Genomic DNA, 24743 nt, shown 5'->3' on the forward strand with positions numbered 1-24743 from the left:
GCGCATGGCCGACGAAGATCTCTCGCTCGATCCCGAAACGCCCGAGCGTGATCCCAATACGACGGACATGTTCGGTGCGCCCGCGCCGATGAAGCCTCCGCAGGAGGTCTCGGCCGCCTACACCGTCATCGCCCGCAAGTACCGGCCCCGCACCTTCGACGACCTCTATGGCCAGGAAGCCATGGTGCGGACGTTGAAGAACGCCTTTTCCACCGGCCGCATCGCCCACGCCTTCATGCTCACCGGCGTGCGCGGGGTGGGCAAGACCACCACCGCCCGCCTGTTGGCCCGCGCGCTGAACTACGAAACCGACGCCATCCACGAGCCGACCCTGGATCTCCGCGCCGAGGGCCGCCACTGCAAGGCGATCATCGAAGGCCGGCACATGGATGTGCTGGAGCTCGACGCCGCCAGCCGCACCAAGGTCGAGGACATGCGCGAGCTTCTGGACGGGGTGCGCTACGCCCCCGTCGAGGCGCGCTACAAGGTCTACATCATCGACGAAGTGCACATGCTCTCCACCTCGTCCTTCAACGCCCTGTTGAAGACCCTGGAAGAGCCGCCGCCGCACGTGAAGTTCATCTTCGCCACCACCGAGATCCGCAAGGTGCCGGTGACCATCCTGTCGCGCTGCCAGCGGTTCGACCTGCGCCGGGTGGAGCCCGACGTGATCGTCAAGAACCTGGAGATGATCACCGAGGCCGAGGGCGTGCGCGTCGACGCCGAGGGCCTGCTGCTGATCGCCCGTGCCGCCGAGGGCTCGGTGCGCGACGCCCAATCGATGCTCGACCAGGCCATTGTGCAGGGCGAGCCCGGCCAGACGGTGCCGGCCACCCTGATCCGCGACATGCTGGGCCTGGCCGACCGGGCCCAGACCATCACGCTGTTCGAACAGACCATGCGCGGCGAGCCCGGCCCCGCCATCGAGACCTTCCGCACCCTCTACGGCTACGGCGCCGACCCAGGCCAGGTGATGCTGGACCTGCTGGAGCACGCGCACTCCGCCTCTGTTGCGAAGGCTATCGGGGCGCACGCCCTGATCATGCCCAAGGAACAGGCCGGACGGCTGGCGGCCATCGGGGCCTCGGTCTCGGCGGGCACCCTGTCGCGCCTGTGGCAGATGCTGCTGCGGGCCCATGACGAGGTGCGGCGCTCCCCCGACCCGGCCGCGGCCGTGGACATGGCGCTGATCCGACTGGCCTATGCCGCCGACCTGCCCGGACCCGAGGAAGCGCTCCGGCGCATCCAGACGGGCGATCCGGTGGGCGGCGGGCCCGGGCCGTCCGGCGGCGGCGGCGGCGGCGGTGGATCGAGCGCCCAGGGCGGGGGCGGAAGCGTCACGGCCCAGGCCCGCGTGCTGGCGCCCGAGCCCCAGGCGGCCGAGGCGCCGCCGGTGCTGCAGTCCTTCGCCGACGTCATCGCCCTGATCGAGAAGAAGCGTGACATCGCGCTGCGGCTGGACGTCGAGCGCTATGTGCGCCCGGTCAGCTTCCGGCCCGGCGCCATCGAGTTCGAGCCCGCCCCCGGCGCGCCCGCCAATCTCGCCCAGCGTCTGATCGGGCGCCTGCGGGAGTGGACCGGCCAGCCATGGCTGATCGCGGCCCAGGGCGGCGGCGGGGCCGAGAGCCAGTGGGAACGCCAGAAGCGCGAGGAGCGCGAGGTCCGCATCGAGATCGAGCAGGACCCCTTCATCCTCTCGGTGATGAAGAGCTTCCCAGGCGCCGAGATCGTCAGCATCCGCACCCTTCCGACGCCGGAGGCCTCGCCGGCCGACGCGCCGCCGGAAGAGGACGAAGACTAGTCTCCTAGATACCCAGCGAGGACGTGATGAAGGATTTGGGCGGCCTGATGAAACAGGCCCAGGCCATGCAGCAGAAGCTGGCCGAGGCGCAGGAGCGCCTGGCGCAGCTGGTCATCGAGGGGACCTCGGGCGGCGGCATGGTCAAGGTCGTGCTCAAGGGCACCGGCGAACTGGCCTCCGTCGAGCTGGACGAGAGCCTGCTGGCGCCGGGCGAGGGCGAGGTGATCTCCGATCTGATCGTGGCGGCCCACGCCGACGCCAAGCGCAAGCTGGACGAACAGCAGGGCCAGCTGATGCGCGACGCCGCCGGCCCGCTGGCGGGCATGGGGCTGCCGGGCATGCCGAAGTTCTAGAGCTTCAGTTCCAGCCGGGCGACCTGGTTCGTCCGATCCATCAGGTCCTGGGTCGCGGTCCCGATCTGGACGAAGCCCTGGGCGAGCCAGAAGCGCAGGGCGTCCGGGTTCTGGTCCTGGGTCACCAGGCGGATCGCCCGGCCGTCATGGCTGCGAATCCAGGTCTTCAGGGCCTCGACGATCCGCGCGCCGAGGCCTGACCCCCGCGCCTCAGGGGCCAACAGCAGCAGGCCCAGATACCAGACGTGGGGCTCGGGGAAGTCGCGCAACAGGTCGATAGCGGCGGTCAGGCCCTGGTCGGTCCAGAGCCCGATGACGAACTTGTCGCGCAGGGGATGGTCGGGCGGGACGTCCACCAGCAGTTCGCGCGCGGCATAGGGCTCGGGCGGGTGGCCGGTGACCAGGACCTCGAAGTCCGTACAGCGCTCCAGCAGTTCCTGCAGTTCGGCTACGGCGCTGCCGTCGATGAAGGCCGACAGCGCGCCCTCGATGACGGGCAGGTCAGGCGTGATCATGGCGCGGGCTCCCCTCGACAACTAGATAGGACCTACAGACAATCCCCTTGAATCGCATCCCGCTCTAGCAGGAGCCAATTTGGCCGCCTCCGCCGGACCTGAAATCGAGCGCCTGATCGCGCTGCTGTCGAAGCTGCCGGGCCTGGGCCCGCGCTCGGCGCGGCGGGCGGCGCTGGCCCTGCTCAAGCGGCGGGAGCAACTGCTGCAGCCCCTGGCCGAGGCCCTGGCGGTGGCCGCCGACCGGGTGAAGACCTGCAGCCTCTGCGGCTCCCTGGACACCCAGGACCCCTGCGCCATCTGCGACGACCGCTCCCGTGACCCGACCCTGGTCTGCGTGGTGGAGGAGGTGGGCGCGCTGTGGGCCATGGAGCGGGCCAGCGCCTTCCGGGGCCGCTACCACGTGCTGGGCGGCCTGCTCTCGGCCCTGGATGGGGTGGGGCCCGAGGCCCTGCGGGTCAATTCCTTGGTGAGCCGGGCCATGGAGGAGGGGGTCACCGAGGTGATCCTCGCCCTGCCGGCCACGGTGGACGGCCAGACCACGGCCCACTACCTGGCTGAACGCCTCTCCAACGCCCACGTCTCGGTGACCATGCTGGCGCGCGGCGTGCCGGTGGGGGGCGAACTGGACTGGCTGGACGACGGGACGATTGCGCAGGCGATGCGGGCGCGACGGCCGGCCTGATTGAGCGAGGGGGCGGATGGGGGAAAAGACCTACCACGTCTACATCCTCGCCAGCGGCCAGCACGGTACGCTCTATGTCGGCGTGACCAATAGCCTGGAGCGTCGGATCGCCGAGCATCGCGCCAAGGAGGTGGCGGGCTTCACCAGGAAGTATGGTGTCGATCGGCTCGTTTGGTGGACGGCGTTTGGGGAAATCAGTGACGCGATCGCCTTCGAGAAGAAGCTCAAACGCTGGCGGCGCGAGTGGAAGGTCAATCTCATCGAGAAAGAGAACCCGCACTGGGGCGATCTATACGCTTCGATGATGGCGCCCTGAATCGCCCCCCAACGTGTCATCCCGCATGTAGGCCGAAGGCCGGAAGTGCGGGATGACACGTTGGGTTAGCCGGACCGTCGCGCAACCCACACCAACCCTGACCAGCTGTGGCCGTCATGGGTGCTGGTGAAGTCACGGGCTTCGTCGCGTTCGAGGCCGAGCTTGCGCATCACCGCCTGGGAGCGGTGGTTGTCGGGCGCGGTATAGCTGAGCACCTCGTCGAGGCCGCAACGCTCGAAGCCGTCGATGAGGCTGGCGCGGGCGGCTTCGGTGGCGATGCCCGAGCCCCAGCTCCCGCGCACCAGCCGCCAGCCGACCTCCACATTGGGCGCGCGGGGATGCCAGTCGTCGATCGGCATGATCCCGACATAGCCGAGGAACTCCCCCGCCGGGTCGGTCACCACCCAGCGGCAGAAGCCCAGGCGGTCATGGGCCTCGCGGTAGCGGGCCATCTTGCGGGCTGCGGCGTCGCGATCCACCGGCCCGCCGGCGTCGGCCTGGACTTCCGGGTCGGCCAGCATGTCGGCGAAGGCGTCGAGGTCGTCGTCGCGCCAGGGCCTCAGGATCGTCCGTTCGGTGGTGATCATCAGGTCGTCCTCCCGGGAATCTGGTAGCACGGCGGCAGGCCGATGAACGAGGCGCCCATGTACGGAATTCTCTGCGCGACCCCCGAGGAACTGGCGGCGCTCCAGGCGCGGTTGTCGGTCACCCCCTCGCCCGTGGTCTATGGCCCGACCCAGGTCTGGACCGGGACCCACGCCGGCGCCGACTTCGCCCTCGCCCTGGCCGGCATGGGCAAGGTCAATGCGGCGGCGGCGGCCACCCTGCTGCTGGCGGTGTTCCACGCCGACACCCTGATCTTCGCCGGCGTGGCGGGCGGGCTGAACCCGGCCCTGGGGGTCGGCTCGGTGCTGTTGGCCCAGCGGCTGGACATCCACGACTACGGCCACGTCTTCGAAGGCGCCTTCACCCCCACCCGGTCGGGCGAAATGCCCATCGGCGCCCCGCGCCTGACGGCCCTGACACCGGTGGCGCCAACCGTCGCGGCAAATCTCGCCCGGCTGCGCGACGCCGTGGCCGGCGAGCTCGCCCATCCCATCGCCCTGGGCGGCGTGGTCACCGCCGACTACTTCCTCAACTGCGCCGTGACCCGCGACCAGCTGCACGCCGCCTTCGGCGCGGACGCCATCGACATGGAGTCCGGCGCCGTTGACCAGGTGGCGCTGGCCTGGGGCAAGCCACTCTACGTGATCCGCACCCTGTCGGACCTGGCCGGGGCGGAGAGCCACCTCAGCTATCTGGAGATGGCGCAGATGGCGGCCGACAACTCGGCCCTCTGCGTCCCGGCCCTGCTGGCGATCCTCGCCGACTCCGCGTAAAGAACGGAGCATGAACTCCCTGTTGATCTTCCTCGTCATCGCCCTCGTGGCCGCCGCCATCGGCTTCACCTGGGCCCTGATGGAGCGCGCCCGCGCCAACCGGGCCGAGGCGCGGGCCTGGGAGCTGCAGGATTCCGCCTCCCGCCTGAAACTCATCGAGGAGCAGGGCGGCCGCAACGCCGCGCTGATCCAGGCCGAGGCGGTGACCGCCATCGCCGACCAGGTGCTCAAGCGCGCCGACGAGACCTTCAAGGGCCGCGAGGAGCTGGCCCAGGCGCGGTTAGAGGCCCAGCTCAAGCCGGTCGCCGAGACCCTGGCCAAGTTCCAGGAGCAGGTGGTCGCCGTCGAGAAGACCCGCGCCGAGGAGACCGGCGGCCTGAAGGCCCAGATCAGCCAGCTGCTTCTGGCCTCGACCGCCACCCAGGAAGAGGCGCGCAAGCTGTCGGCCGCCCTGCGCCGGGGCGCCGGCGTCCAGGGGCGCTGGGGCGAGCAGACCCTGCGCAACGTCCTGGAGGCCGCGGGCCTGCACAACCGCTACGACTTCGACGAACAGACCTCCACCGACACCGAGGAGGGCCGCCGCCGGCCCGACGTCACCGTGCGCCTGCCGGGCGGCGCGGTGTTCGTGATCGACGCCAAGTGCTCGCTGAACGCCTTCCTCGACGCCCAGGACGCCACCGACGATGCGATCCGCGAGGCCTGCTACGTCCGCCACGCCCAGAGCGTGCGGAGCCACATGATCGGCCTGTCGGGCAAGACCTACTGGGACCAGTTCAACCAGGGTTCGCCGGACTTCGTGGCCATGTTTATCCCCGGCGACAGCTTCCTGGCCGCGGCCCTGGACCGCATGCCCGAGCTGATGACCGAGGCCATGGACAAGCGGGTGCTGGTGGTGACCCCCACCACCCTGTTCGCCCTGTGCAAGGCCGTGGTCTACGGCTGGCGGGTGGAGGAGCAGGCGGCCAACGCCCAGGAGATCTCCAAGCTGGGGCGCGAGCTCTACAAGCGCCTCTCGGTGATGGGCGGCCACGCCGCCTCGGTGGGCAAGGCTCTGGAGGCCGCTGTCGGCCGCTACAATTCCTTCGTCGGCTCCCTGGAGACCCAGGTCATGACCCAGGCGCGGCGCTTCGAGGACCTGCAGGTGGATCACGAGGGCAAGGAATTGCCGGAGCTCGGGCCCGTCGAGACGGGCATCCGGCCGCTGACCAAGCTCGCCGTCGCCGCGCCGGAGGACGACCCGCCGTCCGCCGCCGTCTTGACGCTCAAAGGCGGCTGACCTACCTGAAAACCATGGCTCTTCGCGAAATCCTCGTCGTCCCCGACCCCGTGCTGAAACAGGTCTCCACCCCGGTCGAGGTGGTGGACGATGACCTGCGCGTCCTGATGGACGACATGCTGGAGACGATGTACGCCGCGCCCGGCATCGGTCTGGCGGCGATCCAGGTGGGGGTGCCCAAGCGGGTGATCGTCATGGACCTGGCGGCGCCCGACACCGCGCCCGAGCCGCGCTACTTCGTGAACCCGGAAATCCTCTGGGCCTCGGAAGACACCGCCCCCTACGAAGAGGGCTGCCTGTCGGTCCCCGACATCTATGACGAGGTCGAGCGGCCCGCCCGGGTGAAGCTGAAGTACCTGAACTACCAGGGCGAGGAAGTGATCGAGGACGCGGAGGGCCTGTACGCCGTCTGCATCCAGCATGAGATGGACCACCTGAAGGGCGTGCTCTTCATCGACTACCTTTCGCGCCTGAAGCGCGACCGGGCGGTCGCCAAGGTGAAGAAGCAGGTCCGGGCCGCCTAAGCCTTCGTGAGAGGCCGTCCCGCGCGGGAGGGGACGACCGGTCATGGACGTGACCGGCTGTCCCGACCAGATCCCCCCCGGGACCCGGTCCCGACCTCACCCGATAATCCTTTTCAGGGCCGCGGTTCGGTCAGTCGCCTGCGTGGGCCGGTAAGCGTTCCGGACCTGGCGGCTGGATATCAACGCAGCCAAACCGGCGTGATGGCGTTTTCTGGTACGGTCCCCAAATTGAGGAATTGCTCGCGGCGCCCATGACCGACACACCGCCGCCCGGCCACAACAGGCCCTTCCCGTACAGCAAGCTCGAAGCCTTCCTCGCCCGGCCGGGGATGGACGACGCCATACGGCGTTCCGTGCTTGGGGCGGTGGCCTATTATGACGCCGCGCCCACCCTGCATCGTGACGTCAAGGACGTGAGCCGCTTCCTGCTAGGGGTCCTGGCCCTCTATCTCGACGCCAGTGGCGGCCTGACCCATCGGCGCTTGCGGGAGCTGTCGGGCAAGAGCGGCATCCTCAGCGCCGGGACGGCGACGGCGGTGCTGCTGCGGCTGCAGATGATCGGCTACGTCACCCGCGCCGACGCCGCCAACGGCCACAGCCGCCCCTACAAGCCCACCCCCGCCATGGAAGCCGCCTTCCGGGGACGTATGCGGATCGAGTTCGAGGCCCTGACCCACCTCACCGACGAGACGTCGGAGATGCTGGCGCGGTTTGACGAGCCGGCGGTCTTCTCCATGCTCATGGCGATGATGGGCGACCAGTCGATGATGGCGGCGGGGTCGCCCAACCCGGACATCGCGGCGTTCAATGCGCTCGCTGTCCGGTCAGCGGGCCTGCTGATTCTGTTCGAGGTGATGGCCAAGGCCGACACGGGCGGCGCCTTCCCGCCGGTGGGCGAGGTGGAGCTGTCGGTGGCCGCCATCGCCCGCCACTATCAGGTCTCCCGCAGCCACGTGCTGTCGGTGCTGCGGGATATCGAGGCGGCCGGTTGGGTCGGTAGGGGCCCGCGGGACGGGATCTGGATCCTGCTGCCGGCCCTGCAGGCCGACATCCGCACCTTCTACGGGATCACCTATCTGGGCCTGATCCGCGCCAGCGAAATGGCGTTCGAGCAGCTGAAAGCGCGGAAGGCGGGATGAGGGCCTAGTTCCTCGCGTCCGCTGCGGCCCTGTCGATCTTGGCGTCGGCGGTGGCGGCGGCTTGGCTGGCCTTGTCGCCGGCCTTGTCCGCGCCTTCCTTCAGCTCGGTCCCGGCGGTGGCCAGGGCGTCCTTGGCCACGGCGCCGGCTTCCGCCGCGCCTTCCTTGATGTCCTGCCCCACCGCCTTGATCTCGGGGCTGGTGGCGACCTCCTTGGTGGCCTCGCCGATCTTGGCGGCCGCGGCCTTGGCGTTCTCGCCAGCATCGGACTGTTCGGACTTGGAGCAGGCGGCGACCGACAGGGCGGCGATGGCGAACGAGACGATGAGGGCGTGGCGCATGAGCAGATCTCCGGATGAAGCGTGCGGGTAACGGCCACGCTTGCTTGCGGTTCCCTATTGGGCCCCACGCCGCTAAACCGACCGCCATGCGCCTGGCCTTCCTTGGAACTCCCGACTTCGCCGTCGCCTGCCTCTCCGCCCTGGTGGAGGCGGGCCATGAGATCGCGGTGGTCTATTCTCAGCCGCCGGCCCCGCGTGGCCGCGGCCAGGAACTGAAGCCGTCGCCCGCCCACGCCTTCGCCCTGGCGCGCGGCATTCCGGTGCGGACACCGGTGTCCATGCGCGAGCCGGCCGAGATCGAGGCCTTCGCCGCCCTCAATCTCGACGCTGCCGTGGTGGTGGCCTTCGGCCAGATCCTGCCGGGTGAGGTGCTCGATGCGCCCCGCCTGGGGTCCTTCAACCTGCACGCCTCGCTGCTGCCGCGCTGGCGCGGGGCGGCGCCGATCCAGCGGGCGATCATGGCTGGAGACAAGGTGACCGGGGTCGAGGTGATGGCGATGACCGAAGGCCTCGACGAGGGCCCGGTCCTGGCCTCGGAGACCGTGCGCATCGACGCGCTGGAAACCGCCGGGACGCTGCATGACCGCTTGGCGAGCGTGGGCGCGGACCTGCTGGTGCGGACCATGGCGGCGGTTGAACGGGGTGAGGCGGTGGCCAAGCCCCAGGTCGAGGAGGGCCTGACCTACGCCAAGAAGATCCGGCCCAAGGAGGCCCGCCTGCGCTGGACCAAGCCGGCCGCCGAACTCGACCGCAAGATCCGTGGCCTTTCGCCGTTCCCCGGCGCCTGGTTCGAACTGCCCACCGAAAAGGGTGCGGTGCGGGTGAAGGCCCTGCTGTCCCAGGTCGAGGACGCTTCTGGAATCCCGGGACAAGTTCTCGACGACCGCCTGCTGATCGCTTGCGGTGACGGGGCCGTGCGCCTGCTGCGGGTGCAGCGGGAGGGCAAGGGACCGCAGGAGGCGCAGGTCTTCCTGCGCGGCTTGCCGTTGGCGGCGGGGACGGTCGTGCTCTGATGCCCCGCTACCGCATGAGCATCGAGTATGATGGCCGACCCTATAAGGGCTTTCAGGCCCAGGCGGACCTGCCCACCGTGCAGGGCTCGCTGGAGCGGGCGGCGCACGCCTTCTGTGGGGAGGACGTGCGGGTCAATGCGGCGGGGCGCACCGACACCGGTGTCCATGCGCTTGGCCAGGTGATCCACATCGATCTTGCGAAGGACTGGCGGCCCGAGGTGGTGCGCAACGCCATCAACGCCCACCTGGTCCCCGAACCGATCGCCATCCTGGACTGCGAGATCGCCACCGGTGACTGGCACGCCCGATTCTCGGCGACGGAGCGGCGCTATCTCTACCGTATCCTCAACCGGGAGAGCCCGCCGGCCCTGGACCGGGGCCGGGTCTGGCATGTGAGGAAGCCGCTGGACGCCGAGGCCATGCACGCCGCGGCCCAGGCCCTGATCGGCCATCATGACTTCACGACCTTCCGCGACCTCGCCTGCCAGGCCAAGTCGCCGATGAAGACCATGGATGTCGCCCGGGTCCGCCGCGAGGGCGATGAGGTGGTTCTGGATTTCGCCTCGCGCTCCTTCCTCCACCGGCAGGTCCGCTCCATGGCTGGGACCCTCGCCGAGGTGGGCGTCGGGCGCTGGGAGGTCGAGGACGTGCGCCTGGCGCTCGAGGCGCGCGACCGCACGGCTTGTGGGCCAGTGGCGCCGTCGGACGGGCTGTATCTGACGGGGGTGAGGTACGGGTGATCCTCTCCCTGCCCATCAAGGGGAGGGAGAAGGTCAGCCCTTGAACGCTTCGAAATAGCGTTCGATCAGCCGCTCATAGACCGACTGGAGCTGATGGATTTCCGAGACCGGGGCGCGTTCGTCGACGGCGTGCATGGTCTTGCCGACCAGGCCCAGCTCCACGACCGGGCACAGTGCCCGGATGAAGCGGGCGTCGGAGGTGCCGCCGGTGGTGGAGAGCTCGGGGCCCTTGCCGGTGATGTCGGCGACGGCGGCGGCCACTAGGTCGGTGAAGGGGCCTGGCTCGGTGAGGAAGGCCTCGCCGCTGATCGACGGCGTCACCACGATATTGCCCTGGAAGCCGGCCAGGGCCTCGCCCGCCTCCTGCGCGATCCAGTCGGCCAGGGCCTGACCGGTGTGGTTGGGGTTGAAGCGGATGTTGAGGCGGCCCCGCGCGGAGGCCGGGATGACGTTGGTGGTCTGGTTGCCCACGTCGACCGTGGTGACCTCCAGGTTCGAGGGCTGGAAGCCCAGGAACCCGCTGTCCAGCTCGTGTTCGGACAGGCGGTGCAGCAGGGCGATCAAGACGGGGACGGGATTGGCGGCGCGATGCGGATAGGCGACGTGGCCCTGGACGCCCTCCACGACGATCTCGACATTGATCGAGCCGCGGCGGCCGATCTTGATCATGTCCCCGAAGGTCTCGGCGCTGGAGGGCTCGCCCACCACGCAGTGGTCGATGATCTCGCCCTGCGCCTGCAGCGCCTGGACCACCATCTTGGTCCCGTGGGTGGCGATCCCCTCCTCGTCCCCGGTGATCAGGAAGGACAGTGAGCCCGTCACCTGACCCGCCGCGATGGCCTTGGCCGACGCGGCGGCGAACGCGGCTACGCCGCTCTTCATGTCCACCGAACCCCGGCCGATCAGCACGCCATCGATGATTTCCGCGGCGAAGGCTTCGGAGCTCCAGGCGGCAGCGTCGCCCACCGGCACTACGTCGGTGTGTCCGGCGAAGCAGAGGTTGGGTTGGGCGGTCCCGTAGCGGGCGTAGAGGTTTTCGATCTCGCCGAACTTCATGCGCCAGCAGGAAAAGCCCAGACCTTCGAGGGTCTGCTGGACGATATCCATGGCGCCGGCGTCGGCCGGGGTCACGGAGGGGCGGCGGATCAGGTCCTGGGTCAGGGCGACGGCGTCTAGCATAGCCTAGTCGCGCAACAGTTCGTTGATGGAGGTCTTGGAGCGGGTGCGCTCGTCCACGGTCTTGACGATGACCGCGCAGTTGATGGACGGCAGGGCCGGGTCCACCGGATTGGGCATGGAGCCCGGCATGATCACCGAATAGGGCGGCACTTCGCCCATGAACACTTCGCCGGTCTTGCGGTCGACGATGCGGGTGGTCGAGGTGATGAAGGTGCCCATGGAGAGCACGCTGCCCTTGCGGACGATGACCCCCTCGGCGACCTCGGAGCGAGCGCCGATGAAGCAGTCGTCCTCGATGATGGTGGGGTTGGCCTGCAGGGGCTCCAGCACCCCGCCGATGCCGGCGCCGCCCGACAGGTGGACGTTCTTGCCGATCTGGGCGCAGGAGCCGACCGTGGCCCAGGTGTCGACCATGGTGCCCTCATCGACATAGGCGCCTATGTTCACGAAGGACGGGGTCAGGATGGCGCCCTTGGCGATATAGGCGCCGCGGCGGACGATGCAGCCGGGCACCGCGCGGAAGCCGGCGGCCTCGAAGCGGGCGGCGTCCCAGCCGGTGAACTTCAGGGGAATCTTGTCCCAGTAGGGATGCGGCGCGCCGGCGTCGATCAGCTGGTTGGCGCTGAGCCGGAAGGACAGCAGGATCGCCTGCTTGGCCCATTGGTGGGTGGTCCACGAGCCGTCATCGCCGCGAGTGGCAACGCGCAGGGTCCCGGCGTCGAGTTGGTTCAGGGTTTCCTCGACGGCTTCGCGGACCTCTCCGGTGGTGCCGACATTGACGCCGTCACGGGCTTCCCAGGCGGCTTCAATCACGGACTTCAGGTCTTGGGACATCAGGCGGCTTCCTTCAGACGCGCCGCTCCGAGGAACGGCGCGAGCTTGGTGGTGCGATGGGTGACGAAAGGTTCGGTCGAGGCCTGAGCCCCGGAGCCCACCAGGACGGTGGTCATCCCGAGGTCGAAGGCAGGCTTCAGGTTGCGCTCGGAGTCCTCGAAGAAGCTCGTGGCCCGGGGATCCAGGCCGTGGGCGTCGATCATCCGCTGGAAGCCGAGGGGATCGGGCTTGGGGGTGAAGCCGAAGGAATGGATGTGGAAGACGTCGTCGAACAGGTGATCGAGCCCCAGGTGGGCCAGCACCCGCTCGGCGTGCTTGTCGTCGGCGTTGGTGAAGATCAGGCGGCGGCCGGGCAGGCGTTCCAGGGCCGCCAGCAGGTCGGCGTCATGGGCCAGCACGTCCAGGGACAGATCGTGGAACAAGGCATGGAAGTCGGCGGGATCGACGCCGTGGTTCAGCATCAGGCCATGCAAGGTCAGGCCATGCTCGGCCAGGTACTTCTTCTGCAGGGCGTAGGCCTGATCTCGCGGCAGGCCGGTGACCTTGGCCACGAAATCGGTCATCCGCCCCTCGACCTGACCCATGAAGCCCGACTCGGCCGGGTAGAGGGTGTTGTCGAGATCAAACAGCCAGGTGTCGATGTGGGTCAGGTCGGCGCTCATCGGGTGATGAGGGTGCCGGCCCCGTGCTCGGTGAACAGTTCCACCAGCATGGCGTGGGGCCGGCGGCCGTCCAGGATGACCACGGCCTCAACACCAGACTCCACCGCGGCGATGGCGGTCTCCAGCTTGGGGATCATGCCGCCCGACGCGACGCCGGTGGCGATGGCGTCGCGCGCCTGGTCGATACTCATTTCGCGGATCAGTTCGCCGTCCGCGCCCAGGACACCGGTGACGTCGGTGAGCAGCAGCATGCGCTTGGCGCGCAGGGCGCCGGCCAGGGCGCCGGCCACGGTGTCGGCGTTGATGTTGAAGGTCTGGCCCTCTTCCGAGACGCCGATCGGGGCGATCACGGGGATGTAGTCGTGATCGGCCGAGATCAGGCCCTGGATCAGCTGCGGGTCGATACGGGTGGGCTCGCCGACATAGCCCAGGTCGATGGCCTGCTCGATCTTGCTGTCGGGGTCGATCTTGGTGCGCTCGACCTTCTTGACGGTGATCAGCCGGGCGTCCTTGCCCGACAGGCCTACGCCGCGGACGTCAGCCTCGGCGCCGGCGAGGGTGATCCAGTTGGCGATCTCCTTATTGATGGCGCCCGACAGCACCATCTCGGCGACCTCCATGGTGGCCTCGTCGGTCACCCGCAGGCCGTCGATGAAGGTCGACTTCACCCCGGCCCTGTCCAGCATGCGGGAGATCTGCGGCCCGCCACCGTGCACCACCACGGGGTGCAGGCCCAGCAGCTTCAGCAGCACGGCGTCGGCGGCGAACAGCCGCGCCACCGACTCCTCGCCCATGGCATGTCCGCCGTACTTGATCACCACGGTCTCGCGGTCGTAGCGCTGGATGTAGGGCAGGGCCTCGGCCAGGGTCTTCGCGGTGGCCCAGCCTTGCTCTTCGGGGGTCTCGGTCACGGCGCGCGGCGCTCCATCAACTTGGAGGGGGTCGATTAGCCGACGAGAGCCCCCCTGTCACGTCAGGCGAAGAGGGCGCTCACCGACTCGCCGTTGTGAATCCGACGGATGGCCTCGGCCAGGGCCGGCGCCACCGACAGCACCTTCAGGCCAGAGGCGCGGTCATTCTCCGAGATCGGGGCGGTGTTGGTGGTCACCAGTTCGTCCACGCCGGCCTCCGCCAGGATGCGGCGGGCCGCGTCGTTGGCGAACAGGCCGTGGGTGCAGGCGACCCGAATCGAGCGGACGTTCTCGCGCCGCAGGTGCTTGATGAGTTCGATGACCGTGGTGCCCTTGGCGATCTCGTCGTCCAGGACGATGACGTCGCGGCCGGCGACCTCGCCGATGATGGCGCTGATCTCCACCCGGTCGCCGGAGAACCGCTGCTTGGCGGCGGCGGCGACGCCGGCCCCCAGCAGGCGGGCGAAGGCCGCGGCCTCCTTGGCGTTGCCCAGGTCGGGGGAAACCACGACGGTGTTGGTGTGATCCTCCGCGGCGAAGTGGCGCGCGAGTTCCTGCAGGGCGTGCAGATGGTCCACGGGCATGGAGAAGAAGCCGTGCACCTGGGGCGAGTGCAGGGTCATGGTCAGGACCCGCTGGGCGCCGGCGGTGGCCAGCAGGTCGGCCACCAGCTTGCCGCCGATGGAGATGCGCGGCGCATCCTTCTTGTCGGAGCGGGCATAGGCATAGTGCGGGATGACCGCGGTGATCCGGGCGGCCGAGGCGCCGCGGGCGGCGTCCAGCATCAGCAGCAACTCCATCAGGTGCTCCTGCACGGGGGCGACGATGGGCTGGATCAGGAAGACGTCGCGCTCGCGGCAGTTGGCCTCAAGCTGAACCTCCAGGCAGTCGTTGGCGAACCGGGTCAGGCGCGAGGGCGAAAGCGGCACCTCCAGATGCCGGCAGATTTCGCGGGCCAGGTCGGGGTGCGCGCTGCCGCTGAAGATGGCGATATCACCCACGACTCATCTCCCCAGCTTGCGGGGGTCCTATAGCCGAGAGGCGCTAGATGTCCACCTCGGGCAGAACCCGGGCGAAATGGTCGTCGACGGCCTCGTAGCATTCGCAGGCGACCCGCTCGAGGCCCTTGCGGTCGAGGATTTCGACCCGACCTCGCAGGGTCTTGATCAAGCCCCGCGCGGCCAGGGCCGAGGTGACGGCCGAGACCGTGGTGCGCTGGACCCCCAGCATCTCGGCGAGCGACTCCTGGGTGAGCTGGATGATGTGGTCGCCGGCCCGGTCGTGGGTGGCCAGCAGCCAGCGGGCGCAGCGTTCCTCCACCGAGTGCAGGGCGTTGCAGGCCACCCCCTGCATCATCTGGGCGAGCAGGGCGTCGGCATAGCGCGAGAACAGGTCGCCGAACCGGCTGGAGCCCAGCTTGGCGGTCTCCAGGTGACTGGTGGCGATGGCGAAGGCTGAACCTGGAACCTGCGCCACGGCGCGGCCGAAGGCGGGCTTGTGGCCCTCGCTGACGATCCCGCCCACCGCGCCTTCGCGGCCGATGGTGGCGGCCTCCACCTCCCGGCCATCGCGCGTGACGATCAGCAGCGAGACCATGGTGCGCTGGCAGGGGAAGTAGGTGGTGTGAACGTCGTCGCCAGGCTCGAACAGCACCTTGCCGCGCGGCAGGGTGACGCGTTCGAGGTGTGGCTCCAGCACCGCGAAGTCGCGGGCGCCAAGCGCTCCCAGCAGGCGGTTGGCCAGCCTGGGATGCGGTTCGTTGGCGTCCGGTTTCTGAACCGGCGCGCTGATGACCTTGTTCATCCGACAACTCCCCGGGTTTCCGACCCGGGAACAACGCACGCTTTGGCAAATGGCTCCGCTTGTTGGATGGCCGCCAGAGCGGGTCAGATCGAGCGTGCAACGACCTCCTTCATGATCTCCGACGTCCCGCCATAGATCCGCTGCACCCGGGCGTCGCGCCAGAGGCGGGCGATGGGGTAGTCGTTCATGTAGCCGGCCCCGCCGTGCAGCTGCAGGGCCGCGTCGCAGACCTCCCATTGCAGCTCGGTGTGGAACAGCTTGGCGGCGGACGCCTCGGCGGCGGTGAGTTCACCCTTCAGATGGCGGGCCATGCACCAGTCCAGGTGGGCCCAGCCGGCCTGCAGCTTGGCCTTCAAGCCCCCGAGGGTGAACCGCGTGTTCTGGAAGTCGAAGACCGTCTGCTTGAAGGCCTTGCGCTCCTTGGTGAACTTCACCGCCTCGTCGAAGGCGCGCTGGGCGCCGGCCTGACCGGCGATAGCGATCTGCAGCCGCTCCTGGGGCAGCTGGTTCATCAGATAGGCGAAGCCACGGCCCTCCTCGCCCAAGCAGTTGGTGATGGGGATGCGGACATCCTCAAAGAACAGCTCGGAGGTGTCAGCGGAGTTCTGGCCGATCTTGTCGAGGTTGCGGCCGCGCTTGAAGCCGGCGCGGTCGGTCTCCACCAGGACGAGCGAGATGCCCTTGGAACCGGCGTCGGGATCTGTCTTGGCCACCACGAACACCAGGTCGGCGCTCTGGCCGTTGGTGATGTAGGTCTTGGAGCCGGAGACGACATAGTGGTTGCCGTCGCGGATGGCGGTGGTGCGGATGCCCTGAAGGTCGGAGCCCGCGCCGGGCTCGGTCATGGCGATGGCGGTGATCACCTCGCCCGACACCATGCCGGGCAGCCACTTCTGCTTCTGCTCCTCTGACCCGTAGTTGATCAGGTAGTCGACGACGATGTCGGACTGCAGGGTGATGCCGGCGGTGGAGCCGGCATAGGAGAGTTCCTCGCCGATCACGGCGTTGTAGCGGTAGTCGAGGCCCAGGCCGCCGTAGGCCGGCGGAACCTGCGGGCAGAGGATGCCCGCCTCGCCGCAGGCCAGCCAGAAGGCGCGGTCGACGACGCCCTCTTCTTCCCAGCGATCTAGGTGAGGCGTCAGGTGGACGGCGTAGAACTTGCGGACCTGGTCGCGGAACAGCTCAAGGTCTTCGTCATAGATGGCGCGGGTGGCGGTCTCGAGCATGTCCTGGGTCCTCTTGGCGGGGCTCCCAGCATCTAGAACCCTCACCCAGGGGGAGGCTAGTCCTCGGCCCGCGTGTCCGGCTCGTTGCGGGGCACGATCTCGCACGTGGCGGCGATCTCGGCGCGCAGGTCCGGAATGCCGGTCCCCTTCTCCGAGGAGGTGGCCAGCACCCGGGGGAAGGCGGCGGGGCGCTTGATGATGGCGGCCTGGGTCTTGGCCACCAGGGCGGCGACCTCGGCGGGCTTCATCTTGTCGGCCTTGGTGAGGATGATCTGGTAGGAGACCGCGGCCTTGTCGAAGGCGTCCATCGGCTCCTTGTCCACGTCCTTCAGGCCGTGGCGGGCGTCGATCAGCAGGTAGGCGCGCTTCAGGTTCACCCGCCCGCGCAGATAGTCGCGGCCGAGGTTCTGGAACTTCTTGGTGGTCACCTTCGACGCCCGCGCCCAGCCGTAGCCGGGAAGGTCCACCAGCCGGATGACGTCATCGAGGACGAAGAAGTTCACCTCGCGGGTGCGGCCGGGCTCGTTGGAGGCCCGGGCCAGCTTTTTGTGACCCACCAGGGCGTTGATCAGCGAGGACTTGCCGACGTTGGAACGGCCGGCGAAGGCCACCTCGGGCATGTCGGCCGGCGGCAGGCCGTCCACCGACACCGCGCCCATCAGGAAGCTGGCCTGGCGCGCGAACAGGATGCGCGCGGCCTCCAGCTCGGCCTCGTCGAAGGTCCCGTCGGTGTTCACTCTTGCGCCTTGGGCTTGCCGGAGAACCGGGCGATCAGGTCATCGATCGGGTTATCGACCTTGAAGCGGCGCATGATGATGTACTGCTGGCCGATCGTCAGCACGTTGGACCAGGTCCAGTAGATCAGCAGGCCCACGGCGAAGGGGGCCATGATGAAGGTGAAGATGATCGGCATGAACTGGAAGATCTTCTGCTGGATGGGGTCCCCCACCGGGGGGTTCATCGCGGTGGTCAGCCACATGGTCACGCCATAGGCGAGCGCCAGGGCGCCGATGTGCAGGGAGCCGTCCAGCAGGCCGCCGATCAGGGGGGCCGCGGCCGGGTTCCAGGGGATCAGGCCAAACAGGGTCCAGATGGTCGACGGGTCGCGGGCCGAGAGGTCCTGGATCCAGCCGAAGAAGGGCGCATGCCGCATCTCGATGGTGACGGTGAGCACCTTGTACAGGGCGTAGAAGACCGGGATCTGCAGCAGCATGGGAAGACAGCCGGTGACCGGGTTGATCTTCTCCTTCTGATAGAGCGCCATCAGCTCGGTCTGCTGCTTGGTGGGGTCGTCCTTGTATTTCGCGCGCAGCGCCTCGATCTGGGGCTGCACCTTCTTCATCTTGGTGATCGACTCGTAGCTCTTGTTGGCCAGCGGGAAGAACACGACCTTCACGGCCACGGTGAGCAGCAGGATGGCGATGCCGAAGTTGCCGACGTGGCCGTGAATGAACTCCAGGAACTGGAACAGCGGCCGGGTGAAGAACCAGAACATCCCCCAATCGACAGCCTGGTCGAAGCGGGGCACGCCGAGCGTGGTCTCATAGGCCTTCAGGACCGGCACAGTCTTGGCGCCGCCGAAGAAGCGCTGGGTCTCGGTGATCTGGCGGCCTGGATTGATCACGCGGGCCGCGCCCACATAGTTGGCCTCGAAGATATCGACGCCGCCAGCTTTGGTGACACGGAACTGGCTCTGGACGGCCTCGTTCTGCGCCGGGATCAGCGCGGCCAGCCAGTACTTGTCGGTGATGCCCGCCCAGCCGCCGGTGGTGGCGATGGTGGAGCCGCCGTCCTTCGCCCACTTCTTGAACTTGATCAGCCGCAGTTCTTCGCCCAGCCAACCGACGGCGCCCTCATGGACGATGGAGTTGGTGCCGATGTCGCTGGGCACGCCCTGGCGCTGCACCGAGCCGTAGGGGGCAAGGGTCACGGCGCTGGCGCCAGTGTTGGCGACGGTGTCGGAGAGGGTGAACATGAACCGGTCGTCCACCGAGATCTGCCGGGTGAAGGTCAGGCCCGCGCCGTTGGTGGTCTGCAGGGTGATGGGCGCGCCCGGCGCCCGGGTCGAGCCCTGCGTCTGGGTCCAGACGGTGGCGGCGGTGGGCAGGCCGGGCACGTTGGCGCCAGCCCAGCCGAATTCGGCGAACTGGGCGTGCTGAGCGCCTTCAGGGCGCAGCAACTCCACGGGCGGGGAGCCCTTAGCCACCGTCTCGCGGTATTGCTTCAGATAGAGGTCGTCGAGGCGCGCGCCGCGCAGGGATACCGAACCCGACAGGGCCGGCGTCTCGATGCGCACCCGGGGGCTGGCGGCCGCCGCGGTCTGGCGCGAGACCAGGGCCTCGGCGGCGGTCGGCGGCGCCTTGGTGAGCTGCTGGGCCTGCATCTGGGCGGTGGCGGCGGGCGGGTTGCGGGCAAGTTCGGCTTCACGGGCCTTGGTGCGCGGCCCCATCACCAGGAACTGGTAGGCCAGCAGCAGCGCCATCGCCGAGACCACGAAGATGATCGTGTTGCGGTTCGAGTTGTCTTGCATGGGGGCGCGCGCTCAGACGGAAGGGGGAGAAGCGCGATCGGGCGCGCGGGTGTCGCTATCGGCGCCGAGGCTTATCAGCGCGCTTTTCACATCGTCAAGCAAACGCGCCCAGGGGCGCGTCGGCGCGCCGCCCCGGGCGATGAACACATAGTCGAAGCCGGGCTTGCCCAGAACAGGGACCAGGGCGCGGGCGGCTTCGCGCATCCGGCGCTTGGCGCGGTTGCGCACGACCGCGCCGCCGACCTTCCGCGTCGCGGTGAACCCGACGCGGACAAGGGGGCGATCATCGGCGCGATGACGGGCCTGGAGCACCACGGCGCCACGGGCGCACGAAGGCGCCTTGGCCGCGGCCAGGAAATCGGGCCGGATCTTAAGATGTTCGATGGGAAAGACGGGGTCCGTCATGCGGACACCCCAAGACCCTGGTATTAGGCGGTCAGGCGCTTACGGCCCTTGGCGCGCCGACGGGCGATCACCTTCTGGCCGTTTTTGGTGGCCATGCGCGAACGCCAGCCGTGCCGGCGTGCGCGCACGAGACGGGAGGGCTGGAAAGTGCGTTTCACGGGTCTGGCTCCGGGTCGAAATCGAGCGGCGGGGAATAAGGGGTGGGGCTAGGGATGTCAACCGTTACCGGTCAAAGGTTTAGAGTCGATCACGTGGTGATCCGCACGCCGGGGCGCGACGCCCTGGTGGAGAAGGTCGCCAGGCTGTCGGCGCGGCCGGTGCTGGAGGGCTATCGCCCCGGCGGCGAAGTGGTGTCCAGGGGCGTACGCTTCGCCAATGGGCCCTTCCTGGACGTCTTCGGGGAGGAGGCCGGCGCCCCCGCCCTGATCCTGCAGGGTCCGATCGCGGCCCTGGAAGCCGTGGCCACCAAGCGCGAGTGGGTGTTCCACAGCTACCCGCGCGAGGCGATCACCGATCCCGCCGACGACCAGCCCTGGTCGATGCTGATGTTCCGGCGTGGCCAGGGCCTGCTGACCCAGATCTCGGCGATCGAATATGCCAAGGATCCCGCGCCCTGGGCGATGCCGGCCTTCTCGGGCCCGCTCTATCCGCCGGACACCCCGCCCGACCAGGGCGCGCGTCTGCGCCGGGTTTGGCTGGGGGCCCAGGACCTCAATCGCGCGGCCGCCGACCTGATGGCCCTGGGGTTCGTGGTGGCCGGTCCGGTGGCGTCTGACTTCGCGCCGCACGCCGGGACCCTGTTTCGGGGCTCTCGCGCCGACCTGGTGCTGTTCCCAGGCCCCGACGGAGTGGCGCGCATCGACATCGACGGGCGCGAGCCGCAGCGCGTGGAGCTGACCCCTGACCTGGCCCTGGTCTGTGGTGAAGCCTGACGGCGGCGGAGCAATCCGGCCGGGCGCCCGAAGCGCCGCCGCCCGGCGGACCCCTGGCCTCAGGCGAGCGTCAGGATCACGGGGCCGCGGGAGGTGGCCACCAGGGTGTGCTCGTACTGCACCGTGGGCTGGTGTCCCGGCGGACGCAGGGTCCAGCCGTCGTCCAGCTCCTCGACCCAATCGGCGCCGAGCGACAGGAAGGGCTCGATGGTGAAGACCAGCCCCTCGGTGATCCGGCGCGGGTCGCCCGGTTCATACCAGGTGGGGATGTCGCCCGGCTCGTCGTGCAGGGAGCGGCCCACCCCATGGGAGGCCAGGTTGCGCACCAGGCTGTAGCCGTTCTTCCGGGCGAAGCCCTCGATGGAGCGGCCGATCTCGTTGAGCTTGCCGCCGGGCTTCACCGAGCGGATGCCGGTCCACATGGCGCGGCGGCCGTCGCGGCACAGGCGCTCGATCTTGGGCGCGGTGGGCGGCACCGCGAAGCTGGCGCCGGTGTCGCCGAAGAAGCCGTCGATCTCGGCGGAGACGTCGATGTTCACCAGGTCACCGGCCTTGATCACCGTATCGCCGGGGATGCCGTGGGCGCAGTCGGGCCCCACCGAGATGCAGGTTGCGCCCGGGAAGTCGTAGGTCACCTCCGGCGCCGAGCGGGCGCCTTCGCGCTCCAGCATGGCCCGGCCCAGCTGGTCCAGCTCGCGGGTGGTGATGCCGGGCTCCAGGGCCGCGCCCATGGCCGCGAGCGTGCGGGCCACCAGACTTCCCGCCGCGCGGAGTTGTTCGAGTTCGTCTTCGCTGCCGATTGTCATGGAGCGAAGATGGCGCCGAACACGCGCCGGCCCAAGGGGCTGTGACATTGCGGCGTTTTAAGTTGTGACGCCTGTGACGCCGCTCCTAGGTTCGGGGTGTCCTGAGGGGGAACACCGATGCGAACTCTGCTCCTGGCCCTGGCGGCCCTAACCCTGGCCACCAGCGCGGTGGCCCAGACCCCGGCGCCGTTGGACACCAAGGCGCTGCTGGCGGCCAATACTCGGCCCTTCAGCTATGCGGACGGCAGGCTGGCCGGGCCAGGCGCGGACTTCATGTTCGGCCAGATGAAGAACAGTCAGTTCGTCTTCCTGGGGGAGAGCCACCACGACCACGAGGTCCCGATCTTCGCCGGCGCCCTCTACAGCCGCCTGCAGCAGGACCTCGGCTACCGCTACCTGGCGGTGGAGCAGGACCCCGTGGCCATCGAGGCGGTGAACAGCTATCGCGGCGACCTCGCCAGGATCGTCGCCCTGGCCAGGCGCTATCCCACCCACATCGGCTTCTCGTCGGATCAGGACCTCGCCTTCCTCGCCCAGGCGTCGAAGATCGCCCGGCCGGGCGATCCCACGGTATGGGGCCTGGAGCAGGCGCAAGGCGTCGCGCCCTATCTGGAGGAACTGCTGCCCCTGACGCCGGATGCGGCGACGCGGGCCGCCACCCAGGCCCTGCTGGACGAGGCGCGCCTCAAGGAGACCCGCGCCAACCAGGGGGCCTTCCTCCATGACGACGCCACCACCCTGCCGCGCCTGATGGCCTTGCAGGCCGCCTACGGCGCCAGGCCGGGCTCGCGGGCCGATGTGCTGCTGACCGGTCTGGTCACCTCGGCGCGAATCTATTCCTACAACCGCCGCGCCAACGCCGGGGAGCGGGTGGGGCTCTACAACAACACCGAGCGCGAGGCGCTCTTCAAGCGGGCGTTCATGGGCCACTACCGCCAGGTAGCGGGCGCCGAGGCCCTGCCCAAGGTGATGTTCAAGTTCGGGTCCTGGCACGGCTATCGCGGCCGCAGCCCGGGCGGCGCCTTCACCATCGCCAACTTCGCCCACGAGTTCGCCATCTCCAACGGCCGCGAAGCCTATGGCATCGTGGTGGTTCCCACCGGCGGCTACGAGGCCGATGTCACCGAGGAGGGGCCGTGGATGAAGGCCCTGTTCCCTGACGGTCCGCCCAAGTCGCCGGTGGTCCTGGACCTGCGGGCCCTCCAGCCCTGGTCGCGGGTGTTCGCCAACCAGGTCCCCGCTGATCAGCAGGCGGATTTGCGCGACTACATCTTCGCCCACGATGCCGTTGTGGTGTTGCCGAACAGCGCCAAGGCCACCTGGGACCTGACGGGCTTCCCTGTCCCCTAGAGGTCCGGCCGGACGATGGTCTTGCCGACGACCTTGCGGTTGGCGAGGCTTTCGAAGGCGGCGCGCCAGTCGCTGAGCGGGTACTCGTGGTCGACCCGAGGATGGACCTTGCCTTCGTTGGCGAGCGCCCAGATGGCGGCGGAATTCTCCCGACCCTTTTCGGGGAACTGGCGGCCGTACTCGCCGGCCCGCACGCCCATGACCGAGAAGCCCTTGATCAGGGCCATGTTGACCGGCAGCACCGGCAGGCGGCCCGAGGTGAAGCCGATGGAGAGGATGCGGCCATTGAAGGCGATGCAGCGGACGCTCTCGTCGAAGACGTCGCCACCCACCGGGTCGTAGATCACGTCAGCCCCGCGGCCGCCGGTGATCTCCTTGACCCGCTCGCGGAAGCCGCCGGTGACGTTCACCGTGGCGTCCGGCGCATATTCCTTCTCGATGATCGCCAGCTTCTCGTCGGAGGCCGAGGCCGCGATCACCTTGCAGCCGAGGTGTTTGGCCAGGTCCACGGCGGCCAGGCCAACCCCGCCAGCCGCGCCGTGCACCAGCACCCATTCTCCGGCCTCCACCTGGGCGCGGCGCACCAGGGAGACATAGGCGGTCAGATAGGCCGTGGCGTAGCCGGCGGCCTGGCTGAAGGAGAGGTTGGCGGGCTTGGGCCGCAGGATAGCGGCGGGCGTCACCGCATATTCGGAGAAGCCGCCGACGCGGGCGCCGCCCACCACCGCGTCGCCGATCCTGAACTGGGTCACGCCCTCACCCAGGGCCTCGACCTCGCCGGCGATCTCCATGCCGGGGATGAAGGGCAGGGCCGGCTTGTGCTGATATTCGCCCCGGGTCTGCAGCAGGTCGGGGAAGTTGACGGCGGCCGCCTTGACCTTGATCCGCACCTCGCCGGGGCGGGGCTCCGGGGTCTCGATCTCCTTCAGGACGCAGCCGCCGTAGTCGGTGGCCAGTTCCTCGACGACGAGGGCTTTCATCAGTGAATGCGTCCTTCCAGGCCTTCGCGCACCAGACCGGCGATCTCGCGGCAGGCCACGTCGGCGCAGGGGACCGCGCCGGTGAAGGCGGTGAAGCCATGGGCCAGGCTGTCGTAACAGCGGTAGGCGGTGGGGACGCCGGCGTCCTTAAGGCGTTTCGCGTAGGCCTCGCCCTGGTCCACCAGGGGATCGAAGCCGGCGGTGATCACCACGGCGGGCGCCAGGCCCGAGAGGTCGGCGTTGCGGATCGGCGACAGGCGCGGATCGGCGGGGTCGGCCTCGGGGCCCATATAGTGACCCATGAACCAGTCCATCATCGCCCGGCTGAGCGGGAAGCTCTCGGCATAGGTGGTCATGGACGCGGTCTCGCTGGCGACGTCCGTACAGGGATAGATCAGCAGCTGCAGGTCGGGCTGGGCCTCGCCGCCGCGCTTCAGGTCCTGGGCGACGATGGCGGCGAAGTTGCCCCCCATGGAGTCGCCGCCGATGGCCGCGCGGCCGGCGGGCGCCCCGAAGCGGGCGGCGTTGTCGCGGCCCCAGCGATAGGAGGCCAGCACATCCTCCAGGCCTGCGGGGAACCGGTGCTCGGGGGCCAGGCGATATTCCACCGACAGCACCGGGCAGCGGGCGATCTTCGCCAGGATCCCGCAGAAGGCGTCGCAGGTCTCCAGGTCGCCGATCACCCCGCCGCCGAAATGCGCGAAGACCATCAAGGGGGCGGCCGGGTCCTGTCCCTCCGGGCGGTAGAGGCGGGCAGGGATGGCGCCGGCGTCGTTCGGGATGCTGACGGGCTCGGTCCGGACGCCCGGCTCGGGGGAGCCGCTGAGCGCCGCCAGGCCCTGGGTATTGGCCCGGCGGGCCTCCTCCGGGGTCATCGTGGTCATGGCGGGCCCCCGCGCGGCGCCGGCGGCCAGGAACTGCAAGCGGGGATCCAGGGTGCGCCCGCCGCGATAAACCACCCCGCCCCCGGCCAGCAGCCGCAGCAGGGGCGAAGGCAGGGACAGCAGGGCGCGGACGATGAGCCGTCGGGTGGAGACGCTGGGCATT

General features: G+C 69.1%; 29 protein-coding genes. 12 read left to right on the forward strand and 17 right to left on the reverse strand.

Going from position 1 to position 24743, the window contains the following annotated elements; translation table 11 throughout:
* Positions 1 to 4 precede the first annotated feature (4 nt).
* Together Q7J39_RS09245 and Q7J39_RS09250 are read left to right on the forward strand one after the other, a co-directional pair.
* Positions 5 to 1801 carry a DNA polymerase III subunit gamma/tau gene (locus Q7J39_RS09245; RefSeq protein ID WP_304823281.1) on the forward strand — a complete coding sequence of 599 codons (1797 nt, stop codon included), beginning with the start codon at positions 5 to 7 and terminating at the stop codon, positions 1799 to 1801.
* Between the two features lie 26 nt (positions 1802 to 1827).
* Entirely contained in the window at positions 1828 to 2154 is a 327-nt protein-coding gene (locus Q7J39_RS09250; RefSeq protein WP_304823284.1) for a YbaB/EbfC family nucleoid-associated protein, read from the forward strand.
* Here the strand turns inward: Q7J39_RS09250 and Q7J39_RS09255 are convergent.
* Positions 2151 to 2669 carry an N-acetyltransferase gene (locus Q7J39_RS09255; protein WP_304823287.1) on the reverse strand — a complete coding sequence of 173 codons (519 nt, stop codon included), beginning with the start codon at positions 2667 to 2669 and terminating at the stop codon, positions 2151 to 2153. The two genes, Q7J39_RS09250 and Q7J39_RS09255, sit on opposite strands and share 4 nt — an antisense overlap.
* Before the next feature lie 79 nt (positions 2670 to 2748).
* On the opposite strand from Q7J39_RS09255, the gene recR reads away from it, so the two are divergent.
* Both recR and Q7J39_RS09265 read left to right on the forward strand, forming a co-directional pair.
* Positions 2749 to 3351, forward strand: coding sequence for a recombination mediator RecR (recR, locus tag Q7J39_RS09260; RefSeq protein ID WP_304823290.1), 603 nt, complete (start codon positions 2749 to 2751; stop codon positions 3349 to 3351).
* A gap of 16 nt (positions 3352 to 3367) precedes the next feature.
* Positions 3368 to 3667 (forward strand): GIY-YIG nuclease family protein, encoded by a 300-nt coding sequence (locus Q7J39_RS09265; protein ID WP_304823293.1) that lies wholly within the window; start codon positions 3368 to 3370, stop codon positions 3665 to 3667.
* A gap of 65 nt (positions 3668 to 3732) precedes the next feature.
* On the opposite strand, the gene Q7J39_RS09270 is transcribed toward Q7J39_RS09265, so the two are convergent.
* Positions 3733 to 4254, reverse strand: a complete 522-nt coding sequence (locus Q7J39_RS09270) for a GNAT family N-acetyltransferase (RefSeq protein ID WP_304823295.1) — start codon at positions 4252 to 4254, stop codon at positions 3733 to 3735.
* A 57-nt stretch (positions 4255 to 4311) separates the two neighbouring features.
* Between Q7J39_RS09270 and mtnN the strand changes: the two genes are divergently transcribed.
* The 4 genes from mtnN to Q7J39_RS09290 all read left to right on the forward strand — a co-directional run bounded on the left by mtnN (position 4312) and on the right by Q7J39_RS09290 (position 7985).
* On the forward strand, positions 4312 to 5046 hold the full coding sequence (gene mtnN, locus Q7J39_RS09275) for a 5'-methylthioadenosine/S-adenosylhomocysteine nucleosidase (protein ID WP_304823298.1): 735 nt from the start codon (positions 4312 to 4314) through the stop codon (positions 5044 to 5046).
* A gap of 10 nt (positions 5047 to 5056) precedes the next feature.
* On the forward strand, positions 5057 to 6322 hold the full coding sequence (locus Q7J39_RS09280; protein WP_304823301.1) for a DNA recombination protein RmuC: 1266 nt from the start codon (positions 5057 to 5059) through the stop codon (positions 6320 to 6322).
* A 14-nt stretch (positions 6323 to 6336) separates the two neighbouring features.
* On the forward strand, positions 6337 to 6846 hold the full coding sequence (gene def / locus Q7J39_RS09285) for a peptide deformylase (RefSeq protein WP_304823303.1): 510 nt from the start codon (positions 6337 to 6339) through the stop codon (positions 6844 to 6846).
* 251 nt (positions 6847 to 7097) lie between these two features.
* The gene (locus Q7J39_RS09290; protein ID WP_304823306.1) at positions 7098 to 7985 is read left to right on the forward strand and encodes a hypothetical protein; all 888 of its coding nucleotides are present in this window, start codon (positions 7098 to 7100) and stop codon (positions 7983 to 7985) included.
* Positions 7986 to 7989: 4 nt separating this feature from the next.
* Here Q7J39_RS09290 and Q7J39_RS09295 read toward each other — a convergent pair whose 3' ends face one another.
* Positions 7990 to 8325: a hypothetical protein gene (locus Q7J39_RS09295; protein ID WP_304823309.1), complete on the reverse strand. Its 336-nt coding sequence runs from the start codon at positions 8323 to 8325 to the stop codon at positions 7990 to 7992.
* 86 nt (positions 8326 to 8411) lie between these two features.
* Here Q7J39_RS09295 and fmt point away from each other — a divergent pair, with 86 nt between their 5' ends.
* Positions 8412 to 9338: a methionyl-tRNA formyltransferase gene (gene fmt, locus Q7J39_RS09300; RefSeq protein WP_304823313.1), complete on the forward strand. Its 927-nt coding sequence runs from the start codon at positions 8412 to 8414 to the stop codon at positions 9336 to 9338.
* Positions 9338 to 10078, forward strand: coding sequence for a tRNA pseudouridine(38-40) synthase TruA (gene truA, locus Q7J39_RS09305; protein ID WP_304823316.1), 741 nt, complete (start codon positions 9338 to 9340; stop codon positions 10076 to 10078). Before fmt ends, truA begins: the two co-directional genes overlap by 1 nt.
* A gap of 33 nt (positions 10079 to 10111) precedes the next feature.
* On the opposite strand, the gene dapE is transcribed toward truA, so the two are convergent.
* The 11 genes from dapE to rpmH all read right to left on the reverse strand — a co-directional run bounded on the left by dapE (position 10112) and on the right by rpmH (position 19786).
* Positions 10112 to 11257 carry a succinyl-diaminopimelate desuccinylase gene (dapE, locus tag Q7J39_RS09310; RefSeq protein WP_304823320.1) on the reverse strand — a complete coding sequence of 382 codons (1146 nt, stop codon included), beginning with the start codon at positions 11255 to 11257 and terminating at the stop codon, positions 10112 to 10114.
* A gap of 3 nt (positions 11258 to 11260) precedes the next feature.
* Positions 11261 to 12091: a 2,3,4,5-tetrahydropyridine-2,6-dicarboxylate N-succinyltransferase gene (gene dapD / locus Q7J39_RS09315; protein WP_304823323.1), complete on the reverse strand. Its 831-nt coding sequence runs from the start codon at positions 12089 to 12091 to the stop codon at positions 11261 to 11263.
* On the reverse strand, positions 12091 to 12753 hold the full coding sequence (locus Q7J39_RS09320; protein ID WP_304823326.1) for a pyrimidine 5'-nucleotidase: 663 nt from the start codon (positions 12751 to 12753) through the stop codon (positions 12091 to 12093). The genes dapD and Q7J39_RS09320 overlap by 1 nt, the downstream gene beginning before the upstream one ends.
* Positions 12750 to 13664, reverse strand: a complete 915-nt coding sequence (gene argB / locus Q7J39_RS09325) for an acetylglutamate kinase (RefSeq protein WP_304823329.1) — start codon at positions 13662 to 13664, stop codon at positions 12750 to 12752. Before argB ends, Q7J39_RS09320 begins: the two co-directional genes overlap by 4 nt.
* Positions 13665 to 13726: 62 nt before the next feature.
* A complete protein-coding gene (locus Q7J39_RS09330) occupies positions 13727 to 14665 on the reverse strand; it encodes a ribose-phosphate pyrophosphokinase (RefSeq protein ID WP_304823332.1) in 939 nt (312 codons plus the stop codon).
* Positions 14666 to 14708: 43 nt separating this feature from the next.
* Positions 14709 to 15467, reverse strand: a complete 759-nt coding sequence (locus Q7J39_RS09335; protein WP_304823335.1) for a Crp/Fnr family transcriptional regulator — start codon at positions 15465 to 15467, stop codon at positions 14709 to 14711.
* Positions 15468 to 15550: 83 nt separating this feature from the next.
* Positions 15551 to 16693, reverse strand: coding sequence for an acyl-CoA dehydrogenase family protein (locus Q7J39_RS09340; RefSeq protein ID WP_304823338.1), 1143 nt, complete (start codon positions 16691 to 16693; stop codon positions 15551 to 15553).
* Positions 16694 to 16749: 56 nt separating this feature from the next.
* Complete coding sequence (yihA, locus tag Q7J39_RS09345) at positions 16750 to 17430, reverse strand: ribosome biogenesis GTP-binding protein YihA/YsxC (protein ID WP_304823342.1); 681 nt, start codon at positions 17428 to 17430, stop codon at positions 16750 to 16752.
* Positions 17427 to 19223 carry a membrane protein insertase YidC gene (gene yidC, locus Q7J39_RS09350; protein ID WP_304823345.1) on the reverse strand — a complete coding sequence of 599 codons (1797 nt, stop codon included), beginning with the start codon at positions 19221 to 19223 and terminating at the stop codon, positions 17427 to 17429. The genes yihA and yidC overlap by 4 nt, the downstream gene beginning before the upstream one ends.
* Positions 19224 to 19235: 12 nt before the next feature.
* Positions 19236 to 19628: a ribonuclease P protein component gene (gene rnpA / locus Q7J39_RS09355; RefSeq protein ID WP_304823348.1), complete on the reverse strand. Its 393-nt coding sequence runs from the start codon at positions 19626 to 19628 to the stop codon at positions 19236 to 19238.
* 23 nt (positions 19629 to 19651) lie between these two features.
* Positions 19652 to 19786, reverse strand: coding sequence for a 50S ribosomal protein L34 (gene rpmH / locus Q7J39_RS09360; protein ID WP_215343146.1), 135 nt, complete (start codon positions 19784 to 19786; stop codon positions 19652 to 19654).
* Between the two features lie 54 nt (positions 19787 to 19840).
* On the opposite strand from rpmH, the gene Q7J39_RS09365 reads away from it, so the two are divergent.
* Entirely contained in the window at positions 19841 to 20560 is a 720-nt protein-coding gene (locus Q7J39_RS09365) for a hypothetical protein (protein ID WP_304823351.1), read from the forward strand.
* Positions 20561 to 20619: 59 nt separating this feature from the next.
* Here the strand turns inward: Q7J39_RS09365 and map are convergent, their stop codons facing one another.
* Positions 20620 to 21414, reverse strand: a complete 795-nt coding sequence (gene map / locus Q7J39_RS09370) for a type I methionyl aminopeptidase (protein WP_370690034.1) — start codon at positions 21412 to 21414, stop codon at positions 20620 to 20622.
* Between the two features lie 69 nt (positions 21415 to 21483).
* Here map and Q7J39_RS09375 point away from each other — a divergent pair, with 69 nt between their 5' ends.
* Positions 21484 to 22716 carry a hypothetical protein gene (locus Q7J39_RS09375; RefSeq protein WP_304823357.1) on the forward strand — a complete coding sequence of 411 codons (1233 nt, stop codon included), beginning with the start codon at positions 21484 to 21486 and terminating at the stop codon, positions 22714 to 22716.
* On the opposite strand, the gene Q7J39_RS09380 is transcribed toward Q7J39_RS09375, so the two are convergent.
* Positions 22713 to 23696 (reverse strand): NADPH:quinone oxidoreductase family protein, encoded by a 984-nt coding sequence (locus Q7J39_RS09380; protein ID WP_304823360.1) that lies wholly within the window; start codon positions 23694 to 23696, stop codon positions 22713 to 22715. The genes Q7J39_RS09375 and Q7J39_RS09380 overlap by 4 nt on opposite strands.
* Positions 23696 to 24742: an alpha/beta hydrolase gene (locus Q7J39_RS09385; protein WP_304823363.1), complete on the reverse strand. Its 1047-nt coding sequence runs from the start codon at positions 24740 to 24742 to the stop codon at positions 23696 to 23698. Before Q7J39_RS09385 ends, Q7J39_RS09380 begins: the two co-directional genes overlap by 1 nt.
* Position 24743 lies beyond the last annotated feature (1 nt).

This window comes from Phenylobacterium sp. (assembly GCF_030651185.1).
Lineage (GTDB): Bacteria > Pseudomonadota > Alphaproteobacteria > Caulobacterales > Caulobacteraceae > Phenylobacterium.

Bases quoted from the DNA above. Each gene is read 5' to 3' on its own strand.
- Q7J39_RS09245 (WP_304823281.1), top strand. From the start codon at position 5: ATGGCCGACGAAGATCTCTCGCTCGATCCCGAAACGCCCGAGCGTGAT.
- Q7J39_RS09250 (WP_304823284.1), top strand. From the start codon at position 1,828: ATGAAGGATTTGGGCGGCCTGATGAAACAGGCCCAGGCCATGCAGCAG.
- Q7J39_RS09255 (WP_304823287.1), bottom strand. From the start codon at position 2,669: ATGATCACGCCTGACCTGCCCGTCATCGAGGGCGCGCTGTCGGCCTTC.
- Q7J39_RS09265 (WP_304823293.1), top strand. From the start codon at position 3,368: ATGGGGGAAAAGACCTACCACGTCTACATCCTCGCCAGCGGCCAGCAC.
- Q7J39_RS09270 (WP_304823295.1), bottom strand. From the start codon at position 4,254: ATGATCACCACCGAACGGACGATCCTGAGGCCCTGGCGCGACGACGAC.
- mtnN (WP_304823298.1), top strand. From the start codon at position 4,312: ATGTACGGAATTCTCTGCGCGACCCCCGAGGAACTGGCGGCGCTCCAG.
- Q7J39_RS09280 (WP_304823301.1), top strand. From the start codon at position 5,057: ATGAACTCCCTGTTGATCTTCCTCGTCATCGCCCTCGTGGCCGCCGCC.
- def (WP_304823303.1), top strand. From the start codon at position 6,337: ATGGCTCTTCGCGAAATCCTCGTCGTCCCCGACCCCGTGCTGAAACAG.
- Q7J39_RS09290 (WP_304823306.1), top strand. From the start codon at position 7,098: ATGACCGACACACCGCCGCCCGGCCACAACAGGCCCTTCCCGTACAGC.
- Q7J39_RS09295 (WP_304823309.1), bottom strand. From the start codon at position 8,325: ATGCGCCACGCCCTCATCGTCTCGTTCGCCATCGCCGCCCTGTCGGTC.
- fmt (WP_304823313.1), top strand. From the start codon at position 8,412: ATGCGCCTGGCCTTCCTTGGAACTCCCGACTTCGCCGTCGCCTGCCTC.
- truA (WP_304823316.1), top strand. From the start codon at position 9,338: ATGCCCCGCTACCGCATGAGCATCGAGTATGATGGCCGACCCTATAAG.
- dapE (WP_304823320.1), bottom strand. From the start codon at position 11,257: ATGCTAGACGCCGTCGCCCTGACCCAGGACCTGATCCGCCGCCCCTCC.
- dapD (WP_304823323.1), bottom strand. From the start codon at position 12,091: ATGTCCCAAGACCTGAAGTCCGTGATTGAAGCCGCCTGGGAAGCCCGT.
- Q7J39_RS09320 (WP_304823326.1), bottom strand. From the start codon at position 12,753: ATGAGCGCCGACCTGACCCACATCGACACCTGGCTGTTTGATCTCGAC.
- Q7J39_RS09335 (WP_304823335.1), bottom strand. From the start codon at position 15,467: ATGAACAAGGTCATCAGCGCGCCGGTTCAGAAACCGGACGCCAACGAA.
- Q7J39_RS09340 (WP_304823338.1), bottom strand. From the start codon at position 16,693: ATGCTCGAGACCGCCACCCGCGCCATCTATGACGAAGACCTTGAGCTG.
- yidC (WP_304823345.1), bottom strand. From the start codon at position 19,223: ATGCAAGACAACTCGAACCGCAACACGATCATCTTCGTGGTCTCGGCG.
- rnpA (WP_304823348.1), bottom strand. From the start codon at position 19,628: ATGACGGACCCCGTCTTTCCCATCGAACATCTTAAGATCCGGCCCGAT.
- Q7J39_RS09365 (WP_304823351.1), top strand. From the start codon at position 19,841: ATGTCAACCGTTACCGGTCAAAGGTTTAGAGTCGATCACGTGGTGATC.
- map (WP_370690034.1), bottom strand. From the start codon at position 21,414: ATGTCACAGCCCCTTGGGCCGGCGCGTGTTCGGCGCCATCTTCGCTCC.
- Q7J39_RS09375 (WP_304823357.1), top strand. From the start codon at position 21,484: ATGCGAACTCTGCTCCTGGCCCTGGCGGCCCTAACCCTGGCCACCAGC.
- Q7J39_RS09380 (WP_304823360.1), bottom strand. From the start codon at position 23,696: ATGAAAGCCCTCGTCGTCGAGGAACTGGCCACCGACTACGGCGGCTGC.
- Q7J39_RS09385 (WP_304823363.1), bottom strand. From the start codon at position 24,742: ATGCCCAGCGTCTCCACCCGACGGCTCATCGTCCGCGCCCTGCTGTCC.